Genomic DNA, 26,469 nt, shown 5'->3' with positions numbered 1-26,469 from the left:
CACCCGACCGGCACCCGTTCCCGCCCGACCGCGAGAGGAGCCCGTACATGACCTGGTCCCGGTCGCCGGACGGCGTCGGTGTCGTCGCCGGGGTCGGCGCGGCGCGCGGAGTCCCGTGCGCGGAAGTCCTGGCGCTGGTGCGCCGGGTGCTGGCCGAGGCCGGGGTGCCGCCGGCCGCGCTGGTGGCCCTGGCGACGGTCGACCGGCGGGCCGAGGAGCCGGGGGTCGTCGGGGCGGCCCGGCGGCTCGAGGTGCCCCTGTGGGGTCATCCGGCGGCGGACCTGGCGCGGATCGTGGTCCCGCATCCGTCGGACGCGACCCTGGCGGCGGTGGGCACGCCCTCGGTGGCCGAGGCCGCCGCACTGTTCGGGGGCGGTGACCTCCTCGGGGGCGGTGAACTCCTCGTACCCAAGCGGAAGTCGGTGGGCGCGGACGGGCGTCCGGCGCGGGCGACCTGTGCGCTGGCCCGGTACGGCGGGGACGGGGGCGGGCCCGCCCGGGGTCCGGGGGCGCATGTGACCATGGCGGGCGCGGCGCCGGAACCGATCGGTGTCGGACGGGAACGAGACGACGGTGGCGGACGGCCACCGTCGGCGGGCGGGAGCACGGATGTCCACTGAGGTGAGGCCGGCGGGCCGGGACACGGCCGGGTACGACCTGCGCCACCACGGGGACGCGGAGGTGCGCGGCGACGGGCGGTCCCTGACCGATCTCGCGGTGAACGTCCGGGCGGGGACGCCGCCCCCGTGGCTGCGGGAGCGGATCTCCGGTGCGCTCGACGGGCTCGCCGCCTATCCGGACGGGCGGGCGGCCCGGGAGGTGGTCGCCGCGCGGCACGGGGTGGCGGCCGAGCGGGTGCTGTTGACCTCGGGGGCCGCGGAGGCGTTCGTGCTGCTCGCGCGGGCGTTGTCGCCGCGGCGGGCGGTGGTGGTGCACCCCCAGTTCACCGAGCCGGAGGCGGCGTTGCTGGACGCGGGGCACCGGGTGGGCCGGGTGCTGTTGCGGGCGGAGGACGGGTTCCGGTTGCGGGACGGGGCGGTGCCCGAGGACGCGGACCTGGTGGTGGTCGGGAACCCGACGAACCCGACCTCGGTGCTGCACCCCGCCGACGCGTTGCTGCGGCTGGCCCGCCCGGGGCGGACGCTGGTGGTGGACGAGGCGTTCATCGACGCGGTGCCCGGGGAGCGGGAGGCGGTCGCGGGGCTGGACGTGCCGGGGCTGGTGGTGTTGCGGAGCCTCACCAAGACCTGGGGGCTCGCCGGGCTGCGGGTCGGGTACGTGGTCGCCGGTGCGCAGACGGTGCGGCTGCTGGAGCGTGCGCAGCCGCTGTGGCCGGTGTCCTCGCCGGGGTTGGTGGCGGTCCAGGCGTGCCTGTCGGAGCGGGCCCGGGCGGAGGCGGCCGGTTTCGCGCAGGCGGTGGGCGAGGATCGGGCCGGGCTGCTCGCCGGGCTGACCCGGCTCGCGCCCGCCGGGGTCCGGGTGTACGGGGTGCCCGAGGCGCCGTTCGTGTTGTTCCGGGTGCCCGACGGGCTCGACGTGCGGGAGCGGTTGCGGGGGCACGGCTTCGCGGTGCGGCGGGGGGACACGTTCCCCGGACTCGGGCCCGACTGGCTCCGGGTCGCCGTCCGGGACGGCGCGACCTCCGCCGCGTTCCTCACGGCGCTGGAACGGGCGCTCTCCCCCGCCGGTGCGTGAGCGGTCCCGACGGGAGGCGTCGTACCGGGTGGTCCCGCGGGGTCCTGGCGGGCGCTCGCTCGCGCCCTTCGGGACCCCGCGGGACCGGGTGACGCCGGACGGCGGTGCGGCGCCCCGGAGCGGGGGCGTCGGGTGCCGCTCGGCGTCCACGGCGGGGGTCAGGACTGGCGGCGGGCCCGCCGGGTGAAGTACAGGGCGCTCACGCCGCCGGCCAGCAGGAGGGCCGCGCCCCCGGCGACGTAGGGCGTGGCCGAGCTGCCGCCGGTCTCGGCGAGGTCCTCACCGGGGCCGGTCTGGGGCTTGGTGCCCTGTTCCGCCGGCTTGACCGACGCCTCGGGCTCCTGCCGCGGCGGTGTGGACGGGGCGGCCGACGCGGGGGCGGCGGGCGTCTCGCAGGTGGCCCGGGCCAGGGTGACGGTGCCGTTCACTTCGGCGACGTTCAGCTTCAACGGGTTGATGGACACCTTCAGTTCCAGTGCCGTCGCGGCGGCGGTCCGGGTGGTCGTGGCCCGCTGGGAGAGGTCCAGCCGCACCTCGCCGACCCCGGGGACCTCGACCTCGGTGGTGCCCCGGGCGGTCAGGGTGACCGTCTTGCCGAGCACGGTGACGGGACCGAGGACGTTGGCTTCGGCCACCGGCCGCCGGCCGACCGCGCAGACGGCCTGGGCGGTGACCTTCTCCACCTCGATCAGGGACAGCAGCGGCAGCCCCGGGACGTTCACCCGGGCCCGTACGAGGTTGCTGAAGCCCTCGGCGCGCCCCCGTTCGACGGTGGCCCGGGCCTGGGCGGCGGCCGCGCGCACCACGGTGAACGGCTTGCCGCCCTCCACCCCGTCGAGGCGTGCGGTGAGTGCGGTCTTGTCGGCGCTGGCCGGCGCCTGCACGTCGTTCAGGGAGACCGTGAGCGGCACGTTCACGGTCTTGTTGAGCAAGGAGACGTCGAGTCCGGTGCGGAGCACGACGGCACTCGCCTTGCCCTCGCCGCCGGTGGCGTGCGCGGAGCCGGCGCCGACGAGGACCGTGGACGCGGCGGCCAGCGCGGTGGCGACGGCGGTCACGCCGAGACGGCGCGCGGGCAGGCGAAAGGCGTTGCTGTTCAAGGTGGTGGGACCCCCACGAGAGACATCGGAACTGAACGGCGGGGTCGCTCGGGGCACCGCGACGGGGACCGAAGCGGGCGGCGACCGTGCCGTTGGAGTGAATACTTGCGCACCGAGAGTGAACAACCGGCAACCTGGCGTGAGTTCACCCCAAAGTGGGGTTTTCGTGCTCTTGTTTGAATATTCGGGCACGGATGTGCACCTCCGTCACCCGAGTGACCGTCCACCTGCGGGGTCCCGGCCGATCGGCGGACGCCCCGCCCCTCGGGCGCACCCCCCACCGGGACGGTGGGTGACGTCACGTCAACCACCGTCCCGGAGTCGGGAGATGATCGGCTCAGCCGACGATCCGGCCGCGCAGCACGATCCGGCGCGGTGCGGCGAGCGTCCGTACGTCCGCCCGGGGGTCGCCCTCGTACACGACGAGGTCCGCCGGGGCCCCCTCGGTCAGTCCGGGCCGGCCCAACCAGGCGCGGGCGCCCCAGGTGGTGGCGGAGAGCGCCTCGACGGGCGGGATGCCGGCGCGGACGAGTTCGGCGACCTCCGCGGCGACCAGGCCGTGGGCGAGGGAGCCGCCCGCGTCCGTCCCGACGAAGACGGGCACCCCCGCGTCGTAGGCGGCGCGCACGGTGTCGTAGCGCCGGGCGTGCAGCCGACGCATATGGGCCGACCAGCGCGGGAACTTGGCCTCGCCGCCGTCCGCGAGCCGGGGGAAGGTGGCGATGTTGACGAGGGTCGGCACGATGGCCACGCCGCGCTCGGCGAACAGCGGGATCGTCTCCTCGGTGAGGCCGGTCGCGTGCTCGACGCAGTCGATGCCCGCCTCGACCAGGTCCCGCAGGGAGTCCTCGGCGAAGCAGTGCGCGGTGACCCGGGCGCCCCACCGGTGGGCCTCGGCGATCGCCGCCCCGACGGCGTCCCGGGGCCAACAGGCCGTGAGGTCGCCCGCCTCGCGGTCGATCCAGTCGCCGACGAGCTTGACCCAGCCGTCCCCGCGCCTGGCCTCCCGGGCGACGTACGCGACGAGGTCGGCGGGCTCGACCTCGTGGGCGTAGTTGCGGATGTAGCGGCGGGTGCGGGCGATGTGCCGGCCGGCGCGGATGATCCGCGGCAGGTCCTCGCGGTCGTCGATCCAGCGGGTGTCGGAGGGCGAGCCGGCGTCCCGGATCAACAGGGTGCCGGCCTCCCGGTCGGCCAGCGCCTGCCGTTCGGCGGTCTCGACGGGGACGGGGCCGTGGGCGTCGAGCCCGACGTGGCAGTGCGCGTCCACCAGCCCGGGCAGGGCCCAGCCCGCGACGGTGGTCACCTCGCGGGCCCCGGCGGGCCGCTCGTAGGTGATCCGGCCGCCGACCACCCACAGTTCGTCCCGTACGTCCTCGGGGCCCGCCAGCACCCGCCCCCTGACGTGCAGCACCGTGTGATCCGTCATGTCCAGCACCCTAGTGTCCCCGCCCGGGCCCGCCGCCCCGGCCCGGACGGGGGACCCGCGGGTGCCTACGGACGCCTCACAGCAGCAGCCCCAGGGGCAGCGCCGCGGCATCGGCGGCGGGTCGGGACAGGTACAGGTCGGCGTGGTAGTAGCCGTCCGCCTCCCGGTCCGCGGTGCGCAGCCCGATGCCGGCCAGGGCGTCGAACGCCGCTTCCCGCTCGGCGTCGTCCGCGAAGCGCCGCTGGCGGAAGGTGCGGGCGGACAGCTTCTCCGTCACCAGTCCGGCACGGGCGAGGAGCTCGGCGATCGGCTGGTAGGGCACGGTGCGCAGCACGAACGCGGCGACCCACGGCGGGTGCGCCACCCCGTCGAGGAGGGTGCGGAAGGTCCGGGTGCGGACGTAACCGATGCCTCCGGTCACGGTGATGAGGTCCGTGGCCGCCAGTGCACGGCGCAGGGCGGGGCTCGCCGCGGCGACTTCGAGGTTCTCCGCGAAGGAGTGGTCGTGCAGGCCGGCGTCGCGGGCGTACCCGACGGCCCGCGGCGCCGCGTCGATGCCCGTCACCGACACGGCCCCGGGCGTGCGGCGCGCGTCGAAGAAGGCCCGGTCCTCGACCGCCAGGTGCCGGGAGGACAGTGCGGCCACCCGGGGGGAGGCGTACCGGGCGTACAACTCGGCCAGGGTGACCCGGTGGTTGAGGAGCGCCGCGTTGATCCCGTACGAACAGCACAGGTCCACCACGGTCAGGGGCGGGCGGTCGGGGTGCAGCCCGCGCAGGGCGTCGACCAGGACCCGGAAGACGGCCTGGCCGTGGTGGGGTATCTGGTACCCCAGCGGGCGCAGCGTCGCGAAGTACGGGCGCGGGTCGGGACAGTCGTAGATGGTGCCGAAGTTCGCTTTGCCCCAGTCTGCACTTGCGGGAGGACTGCTCGGCCCTGCCGTCACGGGAGGTCCCTCCTGACGTGCGTCGCCATGCAAAGGACTCGACGTTCCGCGGACTGCGGAACCTGTGCGCCGGTGCACCACGGCTCCTGCTTCCGCCTTCGCGGCGGCGCCCGGGGAGGGGCGGGCCGGGCGGGGCTGCACGCCCACAGTGTCACCAGCCCCGCCGGGCCGGTGCCAGCGGGAATCCGGCCAACACGCCGGTGCCTGCGGCGGGGGCCGCCGAACGGCTGCTTCCCCACCCGTCGGGCTCCCGCCCGCTCGCCCGTCACCTGCGGTTACGCTCATGAAGTCCGCTGGCGATCCGCGGGCCTTCGTTGACCGGAAAGAGCACCGCCGTGACGCACCCCCTTCTCGACCTGGCGCCCCTGACCGCCGACCGCTTCGCCGCCGTCGAGCGGCGCGTGGCGGGGCTGCTGGACACCGAACAGGACGTCGTGATCACCCAGGGCGAGGCCCTGCTCCCCCTGGAGGGCTGCATCCGCAGCGCGGCCGGCCCGGGCACCACCGCGCTGAACGTCATCACCGGGCCGTACGGCCAGACGTTCGGCGACTGGCTGCGGGACTGCGGTGCGAAGGTCGTCGACCTCGCGGTTCCGTACCACGCGGCGGTGTCGCCCGAGCAGGTCGAGGAGGCGCTGGCCGCCCACCCGGAGATCGACTTCGTTTCGCTGGTCCACGCGGAGGCCGCGACCGGGAACACCAACCCCGTCGCGGAGATCGGCGAGGTGGTGACGCGGCACGGCGCGCTGTTCATGCTGGACGCGGTGGCGTCGGTGGCGGCCGAGCCGCTGCTGCCCGACGCCTGGGGGGTCGACCTGTGCGTGATCGGGGCGCAGAAGGCGATGGGCGGGCCCGCCGGGGTGTCGGCGGTGTCGGTGAGCGAGCGGGCGTGGCAGCGGATGGCGGCGAACCCGCGGGCGCCGCGGCGTTCGTACCTGTCGCTGCTCGACTGGAAGGAGCGGTGGATCGACGCGGGGCGCAAGGCGCTGCTGCACGCCCCCGCCCAGTTGGAGATGCTGGCGCTGGAGGCGTGCATCGAGCGGATCGAGGCCGACGGGCTCGACACCGTGACGGCGCGGCACGCGACGGCCGCCCGCGCGGTCCGGGAGGGTGCGGTGGCGCTGGGCGCGGGGCTGGAGCCGTACGTCCACGAGGCCCGGCACGCGGCGCCGGTGGCGACCACGTTGCGGGTGCCGGACGCGGTGGACGCTTCGGCCGTGGTGGCGCGGGCGCTGGCGCTGGACCCCGGGGTGCCGCTGGTCGCCGGGGGCGGCGCACTGGCCCACGAGATGATCCGGGTGAACCACTACGGCCGCGACGCCACCGCGGAGACCGTCGAGCGGTCGCTGGCCGCGCTGGGCCGGGCGCTGGCCGCCTGAGCCGGTCGGCGCAGCTACCGGAGGTCCGGTCGGCACGGCCGTCGGAGGTCCGGCCGGAGGTCCGCGCCACGGCCGTCGGGGGCGGACGTCAGGGGCGGGCGTCGGGCACGTCCCGGAACCGCCCCTGCGTCCCCGTGCACGGCCCGGTGCGCGGCGGTCTTGACACGAATCACCTGCGCGGGACGTAATTCATGGAACTTCGGTTGCCTCGCCGCCCATAAATTCAGAGTTATTTTCCAGGCAATGGACCCCTATTCTTCTGCCCGGTTCCACAAAGGCTAAACGCTAAGATTTCGCGAACATCACGTGACGCCGATCAGCGTAATTCCGACAGCTTCCCCAGGTGTCGCGACCCTGTGACCTATTCCACACCAAGCCCGCTTCGTACGCATAAATCCCGTACAAAGCGGGCTTTTCGCTGCCTTCTCGCGCGGACCCACGCGCCCGCGTGATAACACAGCACCCCGTTCGCCGTAACCCCGCAGGGCCATGCAATCCAAAGAATTGGTCGGTAAATTAAATCCGCATGACCGCTGCACGAGCAGACCTGCAAGAACAATTCCGAGAAATGCCCGCCGGATTGCGGATGGACCGTCCGGAGGTGGCTGACGGTGCCGCCGTCTGGCGGATAGCCCGCGACTCGGGGACCCTCGACCTCAACTCCTCGTACAGCTACCTCCTGTGGTGTCGGGACTTCGCCGACACCTCGGTGGTGGCACGGGACGGGAGCGGGCAGCCGGTCGGATTCATCACGGGGTACCTGCGCCCCACCCACCCGGGCACCCTGGTCGTGTGGCAGGTGGCGGTCGACGCGGCGCACCGGGGCCGGGGCCTCGCCGCCGGACTGCTCGACGGGCTCACCGCACGGGTCGCCGCGGACCTCGCCTCCGCGCCCTTCACCCTGAACCGGGTGGAGACCACCATCACGCCCGGCAACACGGCCTCCGAGCGGCTGTTCACCTCCTTCGCCGCACGCCATGACCTCCCCGTGGACCGCGAGGTGCTGTTCGACTCCGGCGCCTTCCCCGACGGCGGTCACGCCCCGGAGGTCCTTTACCGCATCGGCCCGTTCGGCACCTGACCCGTACCGGACGGGGGCCGCCTCCCCACGGCCCCGCACCGCGACCGCTCGCCCCGCCCCCTGTCACCCCGACCAGCCAGGAGAACCCCGTGAGCATCACCCAGCCCGACCTGAGCGTCTTCGAGACCCTGGAGTCCGAGGTGCGCAGCTACTGCCGCGCCTGGCCCACCGTCTTCGACCGCGCGCAGGGCAGCCGCATGTACGACGAGGACGGTCACGCCTACCTCGACTTCTTCGCCGGTGCCGGTTCGCTCAACTACGGGCACAACAACCCGGTCCTGAAACGGGCCCTGATCGACTACCTGGAACGGGACGGGGTCACCCACGGCCTGGACATGTCGACGTCCGCGAAACGGGCGTTCCTGGAGTCGTTCCAGAACCTGGTGCTGCGGCCCCGTGACCTCCCGTACAAGGTGATGTTCCCCGGCCCGACCGGGACCAACGCGGTGGAGTCCGCGCTGAAGCTGGCCCGCAAGGTGAAGGGCCGGGAGTCGATCGTGTCGTTCACGAACGCCTTCCACGGGATGTCGCTGGGCTCGCTCGCGGTGACCGGCAACGCCTTCAAGCGGGCCGGTGCGGGCATCCCCCTGGTGCACGGCACCCCGATGCCGTTCGACCACTACCTCGACGGCCGCGTCCCGGACTTCCTGTGGTTCGAGCGGCTGTTGGAGGACCAGGGGTCGGGGCTCAACCAGCCGGCCGCGGTGATCGTGGAGACCGTGCAGGGCGAGGGCGGCATCAATGTGGCCCGGGCCGAGTGGCTGCGCTCGCTCGCGGACCTGTGCGCCCGCCGGGACATGCTCCTGATCGTCGACGACATCCAAATGGGCTGCGGACGGACCGGCGCGTTCTTCTCCTTCGAGGAGGCGGGCATCGTGCCGGACGTCGTCACCGTGTCCAAGTCGATCAGCGGCTACGGGCTGCCCATGTCGCTGTGCCTGTTCAAGCCGGAGCTGGACGTCTGGGAGCCCGGGGAGCACAACGGCACCTTCCGCGGCAACAACCCGGCGTTCGTGACCGCCGCGGCGGCCCTGGAGACGTACTGGTCGGACGGGCCCGCGATGGAGAAGCAGACCCTGTCGCGCGGGCAGCAGGTCCAGGAGGCGCTGGGTGCGCTGGCCGACGAGCACCGTGACGAGGTCAAGGACTACCGGGGCCGCGGCCTGGTGTGGGGCGTGGAGTTCCACGACCGGGGCCGGGCCACCCGGATCGCGCGCCGCGCCTTCGAGCTGGGGCTGCTGATCGAGACGTCGGGCCCCGAGGGCGAGGTCGTCAAACTGCTCCCCGCGCTGACCATCACGCCGGACGAACTGGAAGAGGGGCTGCGCACCCTCGCCCGAGCGGTGCGCGAGACCGCCTGACCGACCCGGGCCCGGGCGCCCGCCCCGCTCGGCCGACGCCGCCCGGACACCGGCCGGCCGAGCACCCCGTACCGCACGGGAACCCGTACCGGAACCCGTAGCCGCGGAACACCCGTAGCCGCGGAACACACGGCACCCACGGAACACCCAGGACACACAGAAGGGCAGTACACCAAGTGATCGTCCGATCGTTCAAGGACATCGAGGGAACGGACCGCCACGTGAGGTCCCGCTCCGGGACCTGGGAGAGCAAGCGCATCGTGCTCGCGAAGGAGCGGGTGGGCTTCTCCCTGCACGAGACGGTCCTGTACGCGGGCACCGAGACGTCGATGTGGTACGCGAACCACATCGAGGCCGTCGTGTGCGTCGAGGGCGAGGCGGAACTCACCGACGACGAGACGGGCGAGACGCATCTGATCACCCCCGGCACGATGTACCTGCTCGACGGCCACGAACGGCACACCCTGCGACCGCGGACGGACTTCCGGTGCCTGTGCGTGTTCAACCCGCCCGTCACCGGGCGCGAGGACCACGATGAGAACGGCGTCTATCCGCTGCTGACCGAGGAGGCATGACCGCATGACCACCACGACCCCCGGCCGAGTCGACCTGTACCCCAGCCGAGGCGCCTCGGAGGTGTCCGTACCGCGCCGGGACCCGGTCGTCTGGAGCGGACCGGACACCCCGGGCCCCGTCGCCCGCGAGGACCTGGCCGCGTACGAACGGGACGGCTTCCTGACCGTCGACCAGCTCATCACCCCCGCCGAAGTGGTGGTCTACCGCGCGGAACTGGACCGGCTGGTGGCCGACCCCGCGATCCGCGGCGACGACCGGTCCATCATCGAACCGTCGTCACGGGAGATCCGCTCGGTCTTCGAGGTGCACCGGATCAGTGAGGTGTTCGCGGGCCTGGTGCGCGACGAACGGGTGGTCGGCAGGGCCCGGCAGATCCTCGGCTCGGACGTGTACGTCCACCAGTCCCGGATCAACGTGAAGCCCGGGTTCGGGGCGTCCGGGTTCTACTGGCACTCCGACTTCGAGACCTGGCACGCCGAGGACGGACTGCCGAACATGCGGACGGTGTCCGTGTCGATCGCGCTGACCGAGAACCGCGACACCAACGGCGGGCTGATGATCATGCCGGGTTCGCACCGGACGTTCCTCGGCTGTGCGGGGGCCACCCCTCGGGACAACTACAAGAAGTCGCTCCAGATGCAGGACGCGGGCACCCCGTCGCACACGGCCCTCACGGACTTCGCCGACCAGCACGGCATCCGGTTGTTCACCGGCGCGGCGGGCTCGGCGACCTGGTTCGACTGCAACTGCATGCACGGCTCCGGGGACAACATCACCCCGTACCCGCGCAGCAACGTGTTCATCGTGTTCAACAGCGTCGAGAACGCGGCGCAGGAGCCGTTCGCGGCACCGGTGCGACGTCCGGAGTACATCGGCGCCCGGGACTTCACCCCCGTGCACTGACCCCGGCCGGACGGCGCACGTCCGCCCGCGGCGCACCCCGAAGGGGCGCGGGACCCGCACCCCCGCGCCCCGCCCCGGGTCACAGCCGGTCGAGCAACTGGTCGACGTCCGCCTCGGTGTTGTACAGGTGGAAGGCCGCCCGCAGGTTCCCCGCCCGGTCGGACAGCTCGATGCCCGCCCGGCTCAGCTCGCCCTGCCGCGCCCCGAGGCCCGGCACCGCCACGATCGGCGAGCCGGGGGACGGGATCGGTTCCAGGCCGCGGTCGGCCAGCCCGGCGCGGAAGCGGTCGGCGAGGGCCAGGTCGTGGGCCCCGATCCGCTCGGGGCCCAACTCCTCGACGAGGGCCAACGAGTGGCGGGCCCCGGCGTACGCCAGGGTGCTCGGGCTCTCGTCGAACCGGCGGGCCGAGCGGGCCAGTTCGGTGACGGGACCGTAGCAGCTGTCCCAGGGGTTCTCGCCGGACGCCCAGCCCGTGAAGACGGGCCGCAGCCCGCCCAGGTCCTCCGGGACGACCAGGAAGGCGACTCCGCGCGGGCACAGCAGCCACTTGTAGGCGACGGCGGAGACGAAGTCGTACGCCCCGGCGTCCAGGGGCAGCCAGCCCACGCCCTGGGAGGCGTCCACGTAGGTGCGCGCCCCGTGGGCGCGGGCGGCCTCCCGCACCGCCGCCAGGTCCGCGACCCGCCCGTCCGCCGACTGGACCGCGCTCAGCGCGACCAGGCTGGTACTGGGGCGGACGGCGTCCGCGACCCGCTCCAACGGAACCTCCCGCACCAAAAGATCGCCCCGGGTGTGGAAGGAGGCCACGGTGGAGCTGAAGTCCTGCTCGACGGTGAGCACTTCGGCGCCCGGCGGCAGCGCGGCGGCGATCAGCCCGGTGTACACGGCGACGGACGCCCCCGCGGCAACCCGGCTCGCCGGCACCGAGACGATCCGGGCGAAGATCTCCCGGCTCCGGTGCACATCGCCGAACAGGTCCGTCGGCCGGCCGGTCGTCGCGGCCTCCACCGCCGATCGCAGCGCCGTCACGGTCCGGGCCGGCGACAGCCCGATGCTGGCGGTGTTCAGATAGGTCGTCTCGGGGGCGAACTCGGCGCGGACCGTGGTTTCGTCAAGCTTCTCCATGTTCCTCACTGTGCCCCTCCCGGGCCGTCCGGTCCATGCCGCGCCGGCCGAACGGGGCTCCCCTCCCCCCACGCGACGGAGCCGGGCGCCGGGCCGGTGGGCGGTGAACGGGCCCCTGCACGTGGCGGGTTGGTCCAGCGGCGTCGGCGCCGGTGACCTGCCGTTCGCCTACGCTGGGCGGATGTTCCGCGCCGCCCTCGCCACCGCCCCGAAGGCGTTGTTCGGCGGCCGTGCGCGCCGCCGTTGGACGCATCTGGTCCTCGGTGGCGCGCTCGCCATGCCCTTCCTGCTGGCCGGTTCGGTCCTGCTGGCCCTGCTCGGGGTCGGTGGGGGGACGGGGCTGCTCGGCACGCCCCGCGACCAGGTGCTGTCGCTGGCCGTCGGGCTGTCCTGCGTCCCGTTGGTCGCGCTGTTCCCGGTGGCCCGGCCGGTGGCGGTGGCCGCGGTGCGCGCCCTGCGCGTGACGGGGGCGGGGGACGCACTGGGGGACGGGCCCGCCCGCTCCTGGGGCGCCCGCGGACGCACCTCGGCCTGGTTCGCCCTGCACCTCGTCCTCGGCGTGGTGATCAGCGGGGCGACCCTCGCGGTCGTTCCCCTGGGGCTGGCGCTCCTGGTGCTGCCCCCCGTGACCGCACTGCGCGGGGAACCGCTCGGGGACTCCCACCCCGCGTTCTCCGGCGGGGAGTACGTCTTGACGCCGTTCGCGGGGCTGGCGGCCCTGGTGGCGCTGGCCGCGTGCGCGGCGGTGGCCGGCGCGGTGCTGGCCCGCGCGGTGCCGGTACTGCTCGGCCCGGGGCCGGCGGACCGGCTCGCGGCGGCCGAACGCCGGGCCGCGGACCTCGCGGTGCGCAACCGACTGGCCCGTGAACTGCACGACTCCGTGGGACACGCGCTCAGTGCGGTCGGCCTCCAGGCCGCGGCGGCCCGCCGGCTCCTGGACCGCGACCCGGAGTTCGTCCGCACCGCCCTCGTCGCCATCGAGGAGACGACCCGGCGCACCGTCGGCGAACTCGACGCCGTGCTCGGGGTGCTGCGCGACGATGACGCCGGTGCCCCGACCGCGCCGGCGCCGACCCTCGCCACCGACCTCGACGGGCTGCTGCGGCGGACCCGGGCCACGGGGCTGCGCGTCGAGACCGCCCTGGACCCGGGTCCGCACGGCCTGGCCGCGCTGCCGCCGCAGGTGTCCCGGGAGGCGTACCGGATCGTGCAGGAGGCGCTGGGCAACGCACTGCGGCACGCGGGCACCGGGACCCCGGTGGGCCTGCGGGTGACGGTCACCGCCACGGAACTGGAGATCACGGCGGAGAACCCGTTGCCGGCCGCCCCCCGGCCGGCCCCGCGCACGGGCGGCGGCCAGGGGCTGCCCGGGATCGCCGACCGGGTCCGGCTGCTGGGCGGCACGGTGGCGGCGGGCGCCCACGACGGCCGCTGGTCGTTGTGCGTACGGCTGCCGCTACGGGACGGTGCGTGACGGCGGCGCGCCCCCGGACGGAAACGACCGCCGCACCCGCAGGAGCCGGGTGGGACCCACCGGACACAGGAGACGAACCGACATGACGACGTGGGCACCGACGACCTCGCCCGAGGAGACCCGGCCGCCCGTCCGGATCGTGCTCGCCGACGACGAGGCCATGGTGCGCACCGCACTGCGGGTGATCCTGGAGGACGAACCGGACCTCACCGTGGTCGGTGAGGCACGGGACGGCGCGGAGGCGGTGGCACTGGTGCGCGAGACCCGGCCGGACGTGGTCCTGATGGACGTCCGGATGCCGGGGATCGACGGCATCCGGGCCACCGAGCTGATCGTCGCGGGGGACGCGGCACCGCCGCGGATCGTGGTGGTGACGACCTTCGAGAACGACGCGTACGTGTACGGGGCGCTGCGCGCCGGGGCGTCGGGGTTCCTGCTGAAGCGCAGCGACCCCGAGGTGCTGGTGCAGTCGGTGCGGCTGGTGGCGCGCGGCGACACGCTGCTGTTCCCGGCGGCGGTGCGCGCCCTGGCCGGGGCGCACGCCCGCACCGCGTCGGCGGCCCCCGCCTGGGTGTCGCGGCTGACCGGTCGGGAGGCGCAGGTGCTGCGGCTGATGGCCCGGGGGCTGAACAACGCGGAGATCGCCCGGCGGATGGAGGTGGGGGCCGCGACCGTGAAGACCCATGTGGCGGGGGTGCTGGCGAAGACCGGGGCCCGGGACCGGACGCAGGCCGTGATCGCCGCCTACGAGGCCGGGCTGGCCGGTCGGGAGTGAGGGGCCGGCCGGGGACGCGGGCGGGCTCCGTGAGACGGGGCACACCGGCCGGGGTCCGGGCGCGGGCAGGAACTGCGGGTGCCGCCCGTTCGTCCTTCCCGACAGGATGAACAAGACGATCAGGCGCGCCTCGGTCTTCTCGCTGCTGCTGGTCCTGGCCCTGTTGTGCCGGGCCACCTGGGTGCAGTTCTACGAAGGCCGGGCCCTCGCGGACAACAAGGAAAACCGGCGCAAGGCGATCGAGCAGTACGCCTATCCGCTGGGCGACATCATCGTGGCCGGGGAGGCGATCACGGGTTCCGAGCGGACCGAGCACAGCGATCTCGCGTACAAGCGCACCTACCGGGACGGCGCGTTGTACGCCCCGGTGACGGGCTACAGCTCCCACGTGTACGGGGCGAACCTCCTGGAGGGGGTCTACCAGGACGTGCTGGACGGCACCGCCGTGGAACTGCGGAGTCCGCTGGACACGATGACCGGCAAGCGCGGCGAGCCGGGCGACGTGGTGACGACCATCGACCCGGACGTGCAGCGGGCCGCGTTCGAGGGGCTCGGCGACAAGAAGGGCGCCGCCATCGCGCTGGAGCCGGCGACGGGCCGGGTGCTCGGCATGGTGTCCACGCCCTCGTACGACCCGTCCCGGATCTCCGGCTCCGGCAGCTCGGACGCCCGGGCGTGGGCCGGGTTGAACGAGAAGGCCGAGAAGGGTGCGGAGGCCGACGAGCCGCTGGTGAACCGGGCGATCCGCAAGCCGTTGGCACCGGGCTCGACGTTCAAGCTGGTCGTCGCGGCGGCGGCGCTGGAGAACGGGCTGTACGACTCGGTCGACGAGCGGACGAAGAGCCCCAGCCCCTACACCCTCCCGGACTCCAGCACCGTCCTGGAGAACCTGATCCGCACCGCCCCCTGCGAGGACGCCTCCCTGCGGACGGCCCTCCAGTACTCGTGCAACAACGTCTTCGCCAAGGCCGCGGTCGACCTGGGTCAGGACAAGGTGCGGGCCATGGCGGAGAAGTTCGGCTTCAACGACGCCGAACTGGACGTTCCGGTGCGGGCGTACGAGAGCGTGTACCCGAAGGACATGGACCGTCCGTCCACCGCGTTGACCGGCATCGGCCAGTTCGAGGTGACGGCGACCCCGCTCCAGGTCGCCATGGTGACGGCCGCCATCGAGAATGACGGCGAGTTGGTCACCCCGAACCTGGTCAGTCGGGTCACCGACGCCGACGGGAACGTGCTGGAGGACGTCGACCCGGTTTCCGAGCGGGTCCTCAGCGAGTCCACGGCCCGGCAGTTGCGGTCCGCGATGGAGACGGTGGTCGAGGACGGCACCGGGAGCAACGCCCGGATCTCCGGGGCGAAGGTCGGCGGCAAGACGGGTACGGCCCAGCGCGGGGTGAACAACAGCGAGACGCCGTACGTGTGGTTCACCTCGTACGCGCAGGACCCCGACAGCGGCAAGCAGGTCGCCGTCGCGGTCCTCATCGAGCAGTCGGACGCGGCGCGTTCGGAGGTCAGCGGCAACGGCCAGGCCGCGCCCATCGCGAAGGCGATGATGGAGGCCGCGCTGCGCTGACCGGACGACGACCGCGCGCCGGCGGGCGGACCCCGGGGCGCGCGGTCAGTCCAGGGACTTGCTCATGAACAGGGCGATCTCCCCTTCCGCGGGGGTGCCCACGTAGAGGCTGGTGTCGAGTCCGCACACCTCGAAGCCGAGGCGTCGGTAGGCCCGTACCGCGGGGGCGTTGACGTGGGTGACCTCCAGCCAGAGGGTGCGGGCGCCCGCCTTGCGGCCGTAGGACTCGGCGCGGGCCATCAGCGCGCTGCCGAGGCCCTTGCCGCGGTACGCGGGGTCGACGGTGACCTGCTCGACGTGGGCGCGCTGGTTCCACTCGGCGTAGGAGACCGTGACGAAGCCGACGATCCGGTCGTCCTCCACCGCGACGACCGTGTGGTGGGCGTCCTGGTCGCGGCGCGCGAGGTCGGCCTCCGGGTCCGCCGGGTACTCCTTGCGCAGCGGCGGTTGCACCGCCACGCTGCGGATCTCGAAGCCGGAGTCGCCCCCCGTGACGTGGAGGATCCGGTCGGTGGTGAAGGAGTCGTCGAGGGCGTCGATCCGGTCGTAGTCGGCACTGCTGGCCACACGCATATCGATCATCGGGCCAGTTTCCCAAAAACCGGGCGGGCGTGGTGCGGTGACCGAAGCGTTGGTCACGGGGTCCAGCGGGGGTCCCGGCCGCTCAGTGCGATCACCCGGTCCAGCAGGGGCGCCCCGTCCGGTACGGGCACGGGCGGACCGAACAGTCCTCCTCCGTCGGTGGGCTCGGCGGCGGCCTGCGCGAGGAACCGTTCCGCGGCGCGCAGGGCCTCGTCGTCGGGTGCGTACTCCTGTCCGGTGGCGCGGGCCAGGTCCCAGCCGTGGACGACGAGTTCGTCCACGGCGACCAGCCCGGCCACGGCACCGGTCAGCGACACCCCGCCCACCCGGGTCCCGCCCTCCCAGGCGGCCGGGTCCCGCCACGCCCCGGCCAGCTCGCCGAGGAGCGCGGGCAGCACCGACCGCCAACCGGGCTCCAGCTCCGGCAGGACCTCCCCGGGCGGGGTGTCGGTGGTGGGCCCCGCTTCCTTGCGCGCGGCGTCCCGGAAGGCGGCGGCCAGCCCGGCGAGGTGGGCGAGCAGCTGGCCCACCGCGTAGTCGGGGCAGGGCGTGGGCGCGTCGAGTTGCTCGTCGCGGACCGCTTCGGCGAGTCGGGCGATCGTCAGGGTCTGCGGACCGAGGTCAACGGGCGGCACGGACATCGTGGGCTCCTTCGGCGGGGCGGAACGGACGGGGCGACCGTCCGTGAGGGCGTCACCTTCTCCCTCCACCAGTGCAGACCCCCCGACAACCCGCAACTCATCGGTGCGCGTACGCGATGCGCGGCGCCTTCCGCGCAGTTCCCCGCGCCCCTCCAGGGCACCCTGGCAGAGGCCCCCGCCAGGGACGACGCACCCGCACCGGAGCGCCCCGAAGGGGCGCGGGGAACGGCGCGAGCAACCGAAGCGCACCCGCAGAGCACCACGCAGCGGAGCGTACGAAGGGGCCCGGGCCGTCAGCCGCCGGCCGGCGCAGGACCGGCGCCCGGCTCCGGGGCCACGGCCGCGTCGCGGGGGCGGTCGAGGAGCAGATCGGCAGCCCGGTCGAGCACCTGGGCCCGGGTGAACCCCCCGTGCTCGGCCGCGAGGAAGTGGGCACCGATCGCCGCGCAGAAGGCGAGCAGACTACGGGCCTCGACCTCCTCCGCATCGGTGCAGAAGGTGCCCATCGCCGCGCGCAACAGCGCCATCCGACGGTTGTCGACCCGACGCAGGCGCTCCGCGACGGCCTCGTCGTGCCGGGCCCACGCACGGACCGCGAGGTCGACGGGGAGCAGTCGGTCGTCGGAGAAACTGAGTTCGCCCGCCCGCTGGGCCCGGGACTTCGGGTCCCCGCCCTCCTCCTCGATGCGGTCGATCACGTCATGGGTGCTCTCCCGCTCCCAGACGTCGAGCATGGCCACCAGCAGTGCGTCGCGGTCGGCGAAGTACCCGTAGAAGCCGCCCTTCGTGACGCCGATCCGTTTGGCGAGCGCCTCGACGCGGACGGCGTCGGGGCCGGCTTCGGCCAGCGCCCGCAGGCCCTCCTCGATCCAACGCTCCCGCGGTGTCCGTGGCGCGCCCATCCGTTCCCCGTCCTGTTCTCCCACCGAGCTGTACGGCAGCGTACAACCAAGCTAACCTGGTTCCATACGCTACCGTATACATCTACGGAGGACGCGCATGACCCGCTCCCGCCGGAAACCGGAATCCGCAGGTCGGGAGCGTGACCGCGACGGCCCGCGCAGGGGCGTCGTGGAGGGCGCGGCGGGTGTGCACCGGATGCCGGAGCCCCTGCGTTCCCTCAGCGGACTGCCCTCCCTCGACTACGCCGACCACTTCACCCTGCGGACGGACACCGCCGCCGCGCCGGAGCGCTGGGCCCGGGCCCTGTTCGGTGACGTGCCCGGCCCCGCCGAACGGTTCATCTGGCGCGGCCTGCTGGGGCTTCGGCTCAGCCGCGGGCGGTCACCGGAGACCGTGGCCGGCTGGCGCGTCACCGCCCGCGGCGAGGACTGGATCCGCTTGGAGGCCGCCTCCTGGTTCCTGGCCGGCGCCCTGGTGGTCCGGGCACCCCGCGGCCAGGTGACGCTGGGCACCTTCCTGCACTACCGGCGCCGCCCGGGCCGCGCGATCTGGCCCCCGCTGTCCGCGGTCCACCGGCGGTTGGCTCCGGGAGTGCTCCGCGACGCCGAAGCGCGCGTCCGTACGACCCGGACCCCCGACGAGCCGGACGCAGCCATGAGTTAAGGCATCCGGACGATCCCGGACGGGGGGCCTTAGTCGCACGATCAGCCCGTATGACGGCAACGGGAACGGTGACCAGGGTCCTACGGGACCGCGAGGCGGGCCTGTACCTGGGCGGGGTGGTGGGCGGCGGCCTCGCGGGTTCGCTGCTGTGGCTCACGGCGGGCGTCTGGGTGAAGGACCTGACGGGGTCGAGCGCGCTGGCCGCCCTGTGCACCTTCGCCGTGTGGGCACCCACCCTGTTCGGCCCGGTGCTCGGCACCCTCGCCGACCGCACCCGGCGCCGCCCGCTGCTGGTCCGCACCCAGCTGGCCCTGGCGCTGCTGCTCCTGACGCTGTGCGCGGTGGACTCCGCGGACCGGCTGTGGCTGCTGTTCACGGTGCTGGTGCTGTACGGGGCGACGGGCGTCGTCCAGGACGCGGCCCGGGGCGCCCTCGGCCCCCGCGTGGTGGACCGCGAGCTCCTGGGCGACTTCAACGGGCTGCGGACCACCGCCGGCGAGGGCGTCAAGCTGGTCGCGCCCCTGCTGGGCGCCGCGCTGTACGCGGCGCACGGCGGCGCTGCGGTGGCGGTGCTCACCGCGGCGCTGTTCGCCCTGACGGCGGGCCTGTACGCGGCGCTGCGGGTTCCCGAGCCGCACCCCGCGCCCACCACGACCGGCTGGCGGGAACAGGTGGCCGCGGGCGCCGGGGCACTGTGGCGGGCACCGGCGCTGCGGCCCCTGGTGGTGGGCGGTGGCGCGGTCATGCTGCTCGCCGGGGTGAACGGGGCGCTGGTGTTCGCGGTCGTCGACGAGGGCTTGGGCCGCCCGCCGAGCTGGGCGGGGGTCCTGTACGCGGCCCAGGGCGCGGGCTCGGTCGCGGTCGGCCTGCTGGCCGGACGGCTGCTGCGGCGGTGGGGCGACCACCGGTTCGCGGCGGGCGGGACCGCGCTGTTCGCCGCCGGGGCGGCCCTGCGGGCGGTGCCCCACGAACCGGTGGCCCTGATGGCGTCCGTGGCGATCGGGGCGGGGCTGCCGTGCGTGTTGATCGCGGCGTTGACGGCGGTCCAGCGGGAGGTGCCGGACGAGGTCCTGGGGCGGGCGGTGGCCACCGCCCACACCCTGCTCTTCGTTCCGAACGCCCTCGCCCTGGGGCTGGGCGCGGCGCTGGTCGCGGTGGCCGACCACCGCACGGTCCTGGTCGTCCTCGGGGTGTGCGGGACGGCGGTGGCCGGAGCGCTGCTGGCCCGCCGACAGACCGGATGACGGCCGAACGGGGGCATTCGCAGCGCCCGGCACGTGCGGGGGGAACGGCCCGGCAGCACCGTTCGTTACCTCGGGCATGACAGCTATGACCCCCGGCTCGAACCTTCCCCTCAGTGCCGCCCGGGTGGCGGTCGACGTCGCCGCTCCGGCGCGGCTCGACGTTTCGGGCCTGCTGCTCACCGCCGACGGCAAGGTGCGCTCCGACGACGACTTCATCTTCTACAACCAGCCCGCAGGTCCGGGCGTGACGTACCGCTCGGGCAACGGCACGGCGCCCGACGCGATCACCATCGACACGACGGCCCTCCCGCCGGACATCGAGAAGATCGTCGTGACGGCGAGCCCGGACTCCGCCGGCCGGACCTTCCAGGGGGTGGAGCCCACGGCCACGGTCCGCAACGTCGAGGACGGCTCCGTCCTGGCCACCTTCACCCCGCCGCAGCTCGGCACGGAGACCGCGCTGGTGATCGTGGAGGTCTACCGCCGCAACGGCGTGTGGAAGGTGCGCGCGGTGGGCCAGGGCTATGCGAACGGCCTCGCGGGCATCGCCACCGACTTCGGCGTCAGCGTGGAGGAGCCGGCCCCCGCCACCCCGGCCCCCGCCCCGGCCGCTCCCCCGGCGCCCGTCCCCGCCCCGGTCGCCCCGGCCCCGGCCGCTCCCCCGGCGGCACCGACCCGTTCCGTGGCCTCCACCCCGCAGCAGGCCCCGCCGCCGGCCGCCGCGCCCGCCGCCCCGACCCTGGGCGCCGGCAAGATCAACCTCGACAAGGGCCGGGTCAACCTCCAGAAGAACCAGACGGTCTCGCTGGTCAAGGGCGGTCGCCCGCTGCTCTCCCAGGTGAAGATGGGCCTCGGCTGGGAGCCGGCCTACCGGGGCAAGGACATCGACCTCGACGCCTCGGTCATCGCGTACGGGCCGCAGCGCAACCACCTCGACAGCTGCTACTTCGGCAAGCTGTCGATCCTGAACGGCTCCGTCAAGCACTCCGGTGACAACCTGACGGGTGACGGCGCGGGCGACGACGAGGTCATCGTGGTCGACCTCGGCCGTCTCCCCCAGGAGGCGACGGGCCTGGTCTTCACGGTGAACTCCTTCTCGGGCCAGAAGTTCACCGAGGTCGCGAAGGCGTACTGCCGTCTGATGGACGCGACGACCGGTGAGGAGTTGGCGCGCTTCGACCTCACCAGCGCACAGCCCCAGACGGGGGTCCTGATGTGCAAGCTGATCCGCCAGTACAGCGGTGAGTGGGAGATGACCGCGCTCGGTGACTTCGTCAAGTCCCGGACGGTGCGCGGCATGGTGAAGCCGGGCGCCCAGATCCTCTAGGACCGCCCGGGCCCGGGAGGCCGCTCACCCGTCCGGCACCACCGGGCGGGTGAGCGGCCTCCTGACGTACCCGCGGGTCCGCGTGGCCGGAGGGTCGTTCAGGACCGGTGGGACCGGGCCTTGAACGCCGCCTTCCGGGCCTGCTTCGCCACCGCCTTGTCGGGGTGCAACCGACCCATCGCCTCCAGGACGTCGGCCGTCGCCGGGTGCTCGACCCGCCACACCACGTCGAAGAACCCGGCGTGCTGCGCCGCGAGCCCCTCCACCAGCGCCTGGAGCTCCTCGGAGTTGCCCTCGGCGGCGAGCTGCGCGGCCACCGTGTCGACGGTGAGCCAGAAGATCATGTCCTCGCCGGGCGGCGGGACGTCAGCCGCGCCGTGCTCGGCCAGCCACACCCGGGCCAGGCCACCCAACTCGGGGTCGTCCAGCACCTCGCGCAGTGCGGGTTCCGCCTCGGCGCCCACCAGGGACAGCGCCTGCTGACAGCAGAGCCGGCGCAGCGGGCCGTCCTCGTCGGAGCCGCGGGCCGCGGCGAGCAGGTCCCGGGCGGCGGCCAGCGGGGCGCGGTCGGCGAGCCACAGCGAGGTCTCGGTACGGGCCGCCGCGGCGGGGTAGAAGGCCGTACGGTCCAGCAGGACGTCCGCGCCCTTGTCCGCGAGGTCTCCGACGGCCGGGGCCTCGACGCCGGCCTCCACCATCCGGGCCCGGACGCCGTACAGCCCGAGCGGGGTGAGCCGCACCAGGCCGTACCGGCTGACGTCGAGGTCGTCGTCGTCCGGTGAGGCACCGACGGCGGCGGCCGCCCCGTCCTGCTCGTCGTCGACCATCAGCGCTTCGTCCACCGGCTGGAAGTCGACCAGTCCGATCGGCGCGAGCATCCGGAACTGTCCGTCGAGCTTCAGCATCGCGTCGGACACTTCTTCGAGGACGTCGTCGGTGGGCTCGCCCATGTCGTCGGGCACCAGCATCGACGCGGCCAGCACGGGCAGGGGCACCCGACCGTCCTCGGGGCCGTCCTCGCTGGCGGTCAGCAGGTACAGGTTGCCGAGCACCCCGTCGAGGAAGTCCGCTTCGGCCTCCGGGTTCCAGTCCAGCTCGCCGAAGTCGACCGTGCCCCCGTCCTCGATGGCGTCGACCAGGTCGTCCAGGTCGGGCAGGCTGGCGTCGGCGAGCACGGCGTCGAGGGCGGCCAGCCACAGGGTGAGCACGTCCTGCGGGGAGCCCGAGGTGATGAGTTCCAGGTCCTCGGCGGGGGCGGCGGTGCCCTCAGCGGCGGAGCCTTCAGCGGCGGCCGGGTCGTCGGCGGCCGGGTCCGATGCCTCGAAGGTCTCGATGAGCCCGATGTCGACGGCCACCCGCCAGGCCTCACTGGCGTCGGCGAGGGCGTCCTCGACGGCTTCGGTGCCGAGCTCCGCCGAATCCGCCGAATCCGCGGCGTCGCCCGGGCGCGGGTCCTCGGAGCCGTCGGGCAGGCCCACGGCCGACGCCGGGAGGAGTCCGAGTTCCACCGCGGCGGCCGGGAGCAGTTCCTCCGCGAGTTCGCCGCCGGCGCCCACCCGGCGGTCGGGGCCGGCCCACCGTGCGAGGCGGACGGCGCGGGAGAACAACGGGGAGGCGAGCGCGTCCCTGGCGAGGTCCGCCTCGGGGCGCAGCCGCACCGGGGGCAACGGGGAACGGTCGGTCATGGGCGGCTTCTCCTCCGGGCAATGTGGTCCGGCCGCTCAGCCTAGACGGATTTCTCCCCATGCCGTCTGGTTCATGTACTCGTCAAGCGTGGTACCCCTCCGGGACCTTGACAACTCCCCCGTGGACCCAAGAGATTGACGCGCGTAGAAACCGGTCGGTAACGGAGCCGGGACACCGTGTTCCCGCTCCGGAGCAGGCCGGACGGCCTCCCGCGCTCCTCCCGCACCACCCGTCACCACCCCGCACGCCGATTCGCCCCCGGCACCACCGGAGGCCACCGCGGTCCCCGCCGCGGTCGCCGCCTCCGGGCGCGCCGGTCCCGTACGCCCCACCCACCCGGAGGGATTCCCTTGCCGAGCAGAACCTCGACCCGTCTGGCCGCGCTCACCGTCGCCGCCGTCTGTTCCACGCTGACGTCCGTGGCCCTGACCGTCCCGGCGCACGCGGCGGACCCCGTCCCGTCCCCGACCGCCATCCACGACGTCCAGGGCGCCACCCGGACCTCCCCGCTCGTCGGCACCCAGGTCACCGGCGTCTCGGGAGTCGTCACCGGCGTCCGGGCCTACGGCTCGTCCCGGGGCTTCTGGTTCCAGGACACCGCCCCGGACGACGACCCGGCGACCAGCGAGGGGCTGTTCGTCTTCACCGGCTCCACCCCGACGGTCACGCCCGGCGACGCGGTGCAGGTGTCGGGGACCGTCACGGAGTTCGTCCCGGGCGGGGCCGCCAGCGGCAACCAGTCGCTCACCCAGCTCAGCCGGCCGACCGTGACGGTCGTGTCCACGGGCCACCCGCTGCCCGCCCCGACCACCCTGGACCGGCGGTCCGTCCCGGACGCGTACGCCCCGACGGGTGACCCCGCGGCGGGCGGATCGATCAACGGCCTCCCCCTGCGCCCGCGCACGTACGCCCTCGACCGTTACGAGTCGTTGGAGGGCATGAACGTCCGGGTGGGCACCTCCCGGGTGGTGGGCGCGACCGCGTTCAGCGAACTGTGGGTCACCGTGAAGCCGGACGAGAACGACAACCGCCGCGGCGGCGCCCTCTACGGTTCCTACCGGGACCAGAACACCGGACGGCTCAAGGTCCAGTCGCTGGTCCCGGTCGCCGAGCGGCCGTTCCCCGCCGCGAACGTGGGCGACGTGCTGAAGGGCGGCGCCGAGGGCCCCCTGGACTTCAACCAGTTCGGCGGCTACACGCTGACCGCCCGGACGCTCGGCACGGTCGTGGACCGCGGACTGGAACGGGAGCGGACCCGCCCGCAGCACGACAAGGAACTCTCGGTGGCGACGTACAACGTCGAGAACCTCGACCCGGGCGACCCGCAGGAGAAGTTCGACGCGCTCGCCGAGGCGGTCGCGACCAACCTGGCCTCGCCGGACGTGCTGGCCCTGGAGGAGGTGCAGGACAACAACGGGCGCACCCAGGACGGCACGGTCGCCGCCGACGTCACGATCCGCAGGTTCGTCGACGCGATAGTCGCCCACGGCGGCCCGCGCTACGACTGGCGGTCCATCGACCCGGTGGACGGCCGGGACGGCGGCGAGCCGGGCGGCAACATCCGTCAGGTCTTCCTCTTCGACCCCGAGCGGGTCTCCTTCGCCGACCGGCCCGGCGGGGACGCGACCACCGCGACCGGGGTGACCCGGGTGGACGGCCGGGCCGCCCTGACCCTGTCGCCGGGGCGGATCGCTCCCGCTTCCGACGCCTGGACCGACAGCCGCAAGCCGCTCGCCGGGGAGTTCGTCTTCCGGGGCCGCACCGTGATCGTGATCGCCAACCACTTCGCGTCCAAGGGCGGGGACCAGGCGCTGACCTCGCAGTTCCAGCCCCCGGCCCGCTCGTCGGAGGTCCAGCGGCACCGCCAGGCGACGGAGGTCAACGCCTTCGTCAAGGACGTCCTGAAGGTGCAGCGGGACGCCGCCGTGATCGCCCTGGGCGACATCAACGACTTCGAGTTCTCCCGCACCACCCGGCTGCTGGAGGACGGCGGCGCCCTGTGGTCGGCGGTCAAGTCGCTGCCGGCGGGCGACCGCTACTCGTACGCGTACCAGGGCAACAGCCAGGTGCTCGACCAGATCCTGGTGAGCCCGTCGGTGCGGTGGGGCCGCTTCGCGTACGACTCGGTGCACCTCAACGCCGAGTTCGCCGACCAGAACAGCGACCACGACCCGCAGGTGCTGCGGCTGCGGCCCTGAGCGGGCGGGGCCCCGGGGCGGGTCGGCGTCCGCCCCGGGACCCGCGGCCGGTCAGCGCGGTGCGAACACCGGCTCCCAGCGGCCCTCACCCACCTCCGGGCGGGCCCCGCTGAGCGGGAGGGAACGGCCGGTGCGGGTGTCGACCAGGGTCAGCCGCCCGGTCGCCCCCTCGCCCTTGCAGGACTTCGGCACACAGCGCCAGACGATCGCCCGGTCACCGCCCGGCCAGGCGACGGGCTTCTCTCCGGGTTTCGGTTCCTTGGCGTCCACCGTGGGAAGCTCGACGCCCCCTCCCACCAGCCGGCCCTCCGTCATCTTCGGCTCCGAGGTCCGGACCGGCTTGCCGTCGAGGTTCCGGACCCCCGCGCCCCACGGCCCCGTGTACACCACGTCCGGCGACACGTACCCGGGGGTCGGGTTCGGGACGTGGACCCGCTTCCCGTCGGCGGTCCAGTCGAAGTCCTGCCGTCGCTGGCTCTCCCCGGCGCGAGCGCCGAACGCGACCTCGGCGAGGTTCGCTCCCTTCGTCGGGCGCCACTTCTCCTCGCCCGAGGCGACGTCGATGACGCTGAATCCGGTCCGGTCCGAGGGCCCGGCGTCCTTACCCACGGGCCCGATGTCCGGATTCGCCCGGTACGTGGTGCCCACCAGCCGGGTCCCGTCCGGGGAGAAGGCCACGGCCGCCACCGCCTTGCGCACCGTGATCCACCGGTCGACGTATCCGGAGTCCAGGTCGACCAGGCCGATCCGACGGGTCGGCAGGTCGCCGACGAGGACGGCGGCGGTGCGCAGCCCGGGCGCCACGTCCACGTACGACCAGGCGGACTTCTCGTACCTGCCCGACGACCGGTTGAGCAACCGGTAGGCGCGGTCGTAGGTCGTGCTGCCGTCCGCGTTCGCCCGGGTGGCCACGGTGTAGTGGGCGCCGATCGCCAGGTCCCCCGCGGCGATCAGGTCGCGCGGCGGGGACTGGTCCGGGCGGGCGAGCACGTCTTCGTTCGACCAGTCGGCCGCCGGGGTGGAGGCCGCCGTGTCCCCGGGGAGCACCTGGCTCCCGGTGAGCCCCAGTGCGATCACCGCGGCGACCGCCGCCGCGCCCCGCAGTCGGTTGCCCCGGCGGCGGGCGGCGAGCACCCGGTCGGCGAGGTCGGCGGGGGCGGGGGCCACCACGGTGGCCTGCGCGTGCAGTGTTTCCTTCAACAGGCCCTCGGTGTTCACCGGGCCACCTCCTCGTACACGATGCCGTCAGGGGTCCACGGTGCGCGGCCGGCGTCCGGTGGTGCGTCGGGGGCCGTCGCCGCCCGTGCGGTGAGTTCCGGGGCGAGGGTGCGCAGCCGGGCCAGCGAGCGGTGGGCGGTGGAGCGCACGGTGCCGACCGAGCAGCCGAGCACGTCGGCCACCTCGGCCTCGGGCAGGTCCTCGAAGTAGCGCAGCACCAGCACGGTCCGCTGGCGTGCGGTGAGCCGGGCCAGGGCGCCCAGCAGGACGATCCGCAGTTCGGCGTTCGCATGGGCGTCGGCCGGTGCGGCGGCCTCGGGCGGCTCCGCGACGGTCAGTTCGCGCCGGGGCCACTTCAGCCGCCAGCGGTCGACCTGCTGCCGGTACAGGACGCGGCGCACGTACGCCTCGTGGTCGTCGATCCGGCGCCAGCGGGCCACGACCTTGAGCAGGGCGCCCTGGAGCAGGTCCTCGGCCGCGTGCCGGTCGCCTCCGGTGAGCAGGACCGCGGTCCTCAGGAGGGCGGAGGACCGGTTCGCCACGAACTCCCGGAACCCTCGTTCGTCTTCGGCATTCATCGACACCT

The 26,469-nt window shown here is 74.0% G+C and carries 24 protein-coding genes; 14 read left to right on the top strand and 10 right to left on the bottom strand.

Features of this window, described 5'->3' with window-relative positions:
• Window positions 1-47: 47 nt before the first annotated feature.
• Window positions 48-620, top strand: coding sequence for a cobalamin biosynthesis protein (locus tag ACFYOU_RS11410; protein ID WP_391304876.1), 573 nt, complete (start codon window positions 48-50; stop codon window positions 618-620).
• Entirely contained in the window at window positions 610-1,695 is a 1,086-nt protein-coding gene (cobC, locus tag ACFYOU_RS11405) for an Rv2231c family pyridoxal phosphate-dependent protein CobC (RefSeq protein WP_391304874.1), read from the top strand. The genes ACFYOU_RS11410 and cobC overlap by 11 nt, the downstream gene beginning before the upstream one ends.
• Before the next feature lie 158 nt (window positions 1,696-1,853).
• On the opposite strand, the gene ACFYOU_RS11400 is transcribed toward cobC, so the two are convergent.
• The 3 genes from ACFYOU_RS11400 to ACFYOU_RS11390 all read right to left on the bottom strand — a co-directional run bounded on the left by ACFYOU_RS11400 (window position 1,854) and on the right by ACFYOU_RS11390 (window position 5,170).
• On the bottom strand, window positions 1,854-2,795 hold the full coding sequence (locus tag ACFYOU_RS11400; protein WP_391304872.1) for an SCO1860 family LAETG-anchored protein: 942 nt from the start codon (window positions 2,793-2,795) through the stop codon (window positions 1,854-1,856).
• A 337-nt stretch (window positions 2,796-3,132) separates the two neighbouring features.
• Window positions 3,133-4,224: an amidohydrolase family protein gene (locus tag ACFYOU_RS11395; RefSeq protein ID WP_391304870.1), complete on the bottom strand. Its 1,092-nt coding sequence runs from the start codon at window positions 4,222-4,224 to the stop codon at window positions 3,133-3,135.
• A gap of 76 nt (window positions 4,225-4,300) precedes the next feature.
• Window positions 4,301-5,170, bottom strand: a complete 870-nt coding sequence (locus tag ACFYOU_RS11390) for a hypothetical protein (RefSeq protein WP_391304869.1) — start codon at window positions 5,168-5,170, stop codon at window positions 4,301-4,303.
• Between the two features lie 335 nt (window positions 5,171-5,505).
• Here ACFYOU_RS11390 and ACFYOU_RS11385 point away from each other — a divergent pair, with 335 nt between their 5' ends.
• The 5 genes from ACFYOU_RS11385 (at window position 5,506) to thpD (ending at window position 10,470) form a co-directional block, all read left to right on the top strand.
• Window positions 5,506-6,549: an aminotransferase class V-fold PLP-dependent enzyme gene (locus ACFYOU_RS11385; RefSeq protein WP_391304868.1), complete on the top strand. Its 1,044-nt coding sequence runs from the start codon at window positions 5,506-5,508 to the stop codon at window positions 6,547-6,549.
• A gap of 526 nt (window positions 6,550-7,075) precedes the next feature.
• Window positions 7,076-7,630 (top strand): diaminobutyrate acetyltransferase, encoded by a 555-nt coding sequence (gene ectA / locus ACFYOU_RS11380; RefSeq protein ID WP_391304867.1) that lies wholly within the window; start codon window positions 7,076-7,078, stop codon window positions 7,628-7,630.
• Window positions 7,631-7,719: 89 nt separating this feature from the next.
• A complete protein-coding gene (gene ectB, locus ACFYOU_RS11375; RefSeq protein WP_389761210.1) occupies window positions 7,720-8,991 on the top strand; it encodes a diaminobutyrate--2-oxoglutarate transaminase in 1,272 nt (423 codons plus the stop codon).
• A gap of 176 nt (window positions 8,992-9,167) precedes the next feature.
• On the top strand, window positions 9,168-9,566 hold the full coding sequence (locus tag ACFYOU_RS11370) for an ectoine synthase (RefSeq protein WP_385485276.1): 399 nt from the start codon (window positions 9,168-9,170) through the stop codon (window positions 9,564-9,566).
• A gap of 4 nt (window positions 9,567-9,570) precedes the next feature.
• Window positions 9,571-10,470, top strand: a complete 900-nt coding sequence (gene thpD, locus ACFYOU_RS11365) for an ectoine hydroxylase (protein WP_391304866.1) — start codon at window positions 9,571-9,573, stop codon at window positions 10,468-10,470.
• Window positions 10,471-10,549: 79 nt separating this feature from the next.
• On the opposite strand, the gene ACFYOU_RS11360 is transcribed toward thpD, so the two are convergent.
• Window positions 10,550-11,596: an aminotransferase class V-fold PLP-dependent enzyme gene (locus ACFYOU_RS11360; protein WP_391304865.1), complete on the bottom strand. Its 1,047-nt coding sequence runs from the start codon at window positions 11,594-11,596 to the stop codon at window positions 10,550-10,552.
• 181 nt (window positions 11,597-11,777) lie between these two features.
• Between ACFYOU_RS11360 and ACFYOU_RS11355 the strand changes: the two genes are divergently transcribed.
• The 3 genes from ACFYOU_RS11355 to ACFYOU_RS11345 all read left to right on the top strand — a co-directional run bounded on the left by ACFYOU_RS11355 (window position 11,778) and on the right by ACFYOU_RS11345 (window position 15,421).
• Window positions 11,778-13,070, top strand: coding sequence for a histidine kinase (locus tag ACFYOU_RS11355; protein WP_391304863.1), 1,293 nt, complete (start codon window positions 11,778-11,780; stop codon window positions 13,068-13,070).
• 82 nt (window positions 13,071-13,152) lie between these two features.
• On the top strand, window positions 13,153-13,845 hold the full coding sequence (locus ACFYOU_RS11350) for a response regulator (protein ID WP_389761219.1): 693 nt from the start codon (window positions 13,153-13,155) through the stop codon (window positions 13,843-13,845).
• Between the two features lie 106 nt (window positions 13,846-13,951).
• Window positions 13,952-15,421 carry a penicillin-binding transpeptidase domain-containing protein gene (locus ACFYOU_RS11345; protein ID WP_391304861.1) on the top strand — a complete coding sequence of 490 codons (1,470 nt, stop codon included), beginning with the start codon at window positions 13,952-13,954 and terminating at the stop codon, window positions 15,419-15,421.
• A gap of 45 nt (window positions 15,422-15,466) precedes the next feature.
• Here ACFYOU_RS11345 and ACFYOU_RS11340 read toward each other — a convergent pair whose 3' ends face one another.
• From ACFYOU_RS11340 to ACFYOU_RS11330, 3 genes are all read right to left on the bottom strand, one after another.
• Entirely contained in the window at window positions 15,467-16,003 is a 537-nt protein-coding gene (locus tag ACFYOU_RS11340) for a GNAT family N-acetyltransferase (protein ID WP_389761223.1), read from the bottom strand.
• A gap of 53 nt (window positions 16,004-16,056) precedes the next feature.
• Complete coding sequence (locus ACFYOU_RS11335; protein WP_391304859.1) at window positions 16,057-16,644, bottom strand: TIGR03086 family metal-binding protein; 588 nt, start codon at window positions 16,642-16,644, stop codon at window positions 16,057-16,059.
• A 293-nt stretch (window positions 16,645-16,937) separates the two neighbouring features.
• Window positions 16,938-17,546, bottom strand: coding sequence for a TetR family transcriptional regulator (locus ACFYOU_RS11330; protein WP_391304857.1), 609 nt, complete (start codon window positions 17,544-17,546; stop codon window positions 16,938-16,940).
• Between the two features lie 97 nt (window positions 17,547-17,643).
• Here ACFYOU_RS11330 and ACFYOU_RS11325 point away from each other — a divergent pair, with 97 nt between their 5' ends.
• The 3 genes from ACFYOU_RS11325 (at window position 17,644) to ACFYOU_RS11315 (ending at window position 20,781) form a co-directional block, all read left to right on the top strand.
• Window positions 17,644-18,210, top strand: a complete 567-nt coding sequence (locus ACFYOU_RS11325; RefSeq protein WP_391304856.1) for a hypothetical protein — start codon at window positions 17,644-17,646, stop codon at window positions 18,208-18,210.
• A 50-nt stretch (window positions 18,211-18,260) separates the two neighbouring features.
• Window positions 18,261-19,454 carry an MFS transporter gene (locus ACFYOU_RS11320; RefSeq protein ID WP_391304854.1) on the top strand — a complete coding sequence of 398 codons (1,194 nt, stop codon included), beginning with the start codon at window positions 18,261-18,263 and terminating at the stop codon, window positions 19,452-19,454.
• A gap of 85 nt (window positions 19,455-19,539) precedes the next feature.
• Window positions 19,540-20,781, top strand: a complete 1,242-nt coding sequence (locus ACFYOU_RS11315; RefSeq protein WP_391304989.1) for a TerD family protein — start codon at window positions 19,540-19,542, stop codon at window positions 20,779-20,781.
• Window positions 20,782-20,879: 98 nt separating this feature from the next.
• Here the strand turns inward: ACFYOU_RS11315 and ACFYOU_RS11310 are convergent, their stop codons facing one another.
• Window positions 20,880-22,466 carry a hypothetical protein gene (locus tag ACFYOU_RS11310; RefSeq protein WP_391304853.1) on the bottom strand — a complete coding sequence of 529 codons (1,587 nt, stop codon included), beginning with the start codon at window positions 22,464-22,466 and terminating at the stop codon, window positions 20,880-20,882.
• Between the two features lie 351 nt (window positions 22,467-22,817).
• On the opposite strand from ACFYOU_RS11310, the gene ACFYOU_RS11305 reads away from it, so the two are divergent.
• Window positions 22,818-24,665 carry an endonuclease/exonuclease/phosphatase family protein gene (locus ACFYOU_RS11305; RefSeq protein ID WP_391304851.1) on the top strand — a complete coding sequence of 616 codons (1,848 nt, stop codon included), beginning with the start codon at window positions 22,818-22,820 and terminating at the stop codon, window positions 24,663-24,665.
• Window positions 24,666-24,716: 51 nt separating this feature from the next.
• Here the strand turns inward: ACFYOU_RS11305 and ACFYOU_RS11300 are convergent, their stop codons facing one another.
• Together ACFYOU_RS11300 and ACFYOU_RS11295 are read right to left on the bottom strand one after the other, a co-directional pair.
• The gene (locus ACFYOU_RS11300) at window positions 24,717-25,883 is read right to left on the bottom strand and encodes a WD40 repeat domain-containing protein (RefSeq protein ID WP_391304850.1); all 1,167 of its coding nucleotides are present in this window, start codon (window positions 25,881-25,883) and stop codon (window positions 24,717-24,719) included.
• Window positions 25,880-26,461 carry a SigE family RNA polymerase sigma factor gene (locus ACFYOU_RS11295; RefSeq protein ID WP_391304848.1) on the bottom strand — a complete coding sequence of 194 codons (582 nt, stop codon included), beginning with the start codon at window positions 26,459-26,461 and terminating at the stop codon, window positions 25,880-25,882. The genes ACFYOU_RS11300 and ACFYOU_RS11295 overlap by 4 nt, the downstream gene beginning before the upstream one ends.
• Between the last annotated feature and the right edge of the window lie 8 nt (window positions 26,462-26,469).

The organism is Streptomyces sp. NPDC005955, from assembly GCF_042871255.1.
GTDB lineage: Bacteria > Actinomycetota > Actinomycetes > Streptomycetales > Streptomycetaceae > Streptomyces.
Note: the sequence above shows the minus strand (reverse complement) of the source record. Positions and strands in the feature narration are given on the sequence as shown.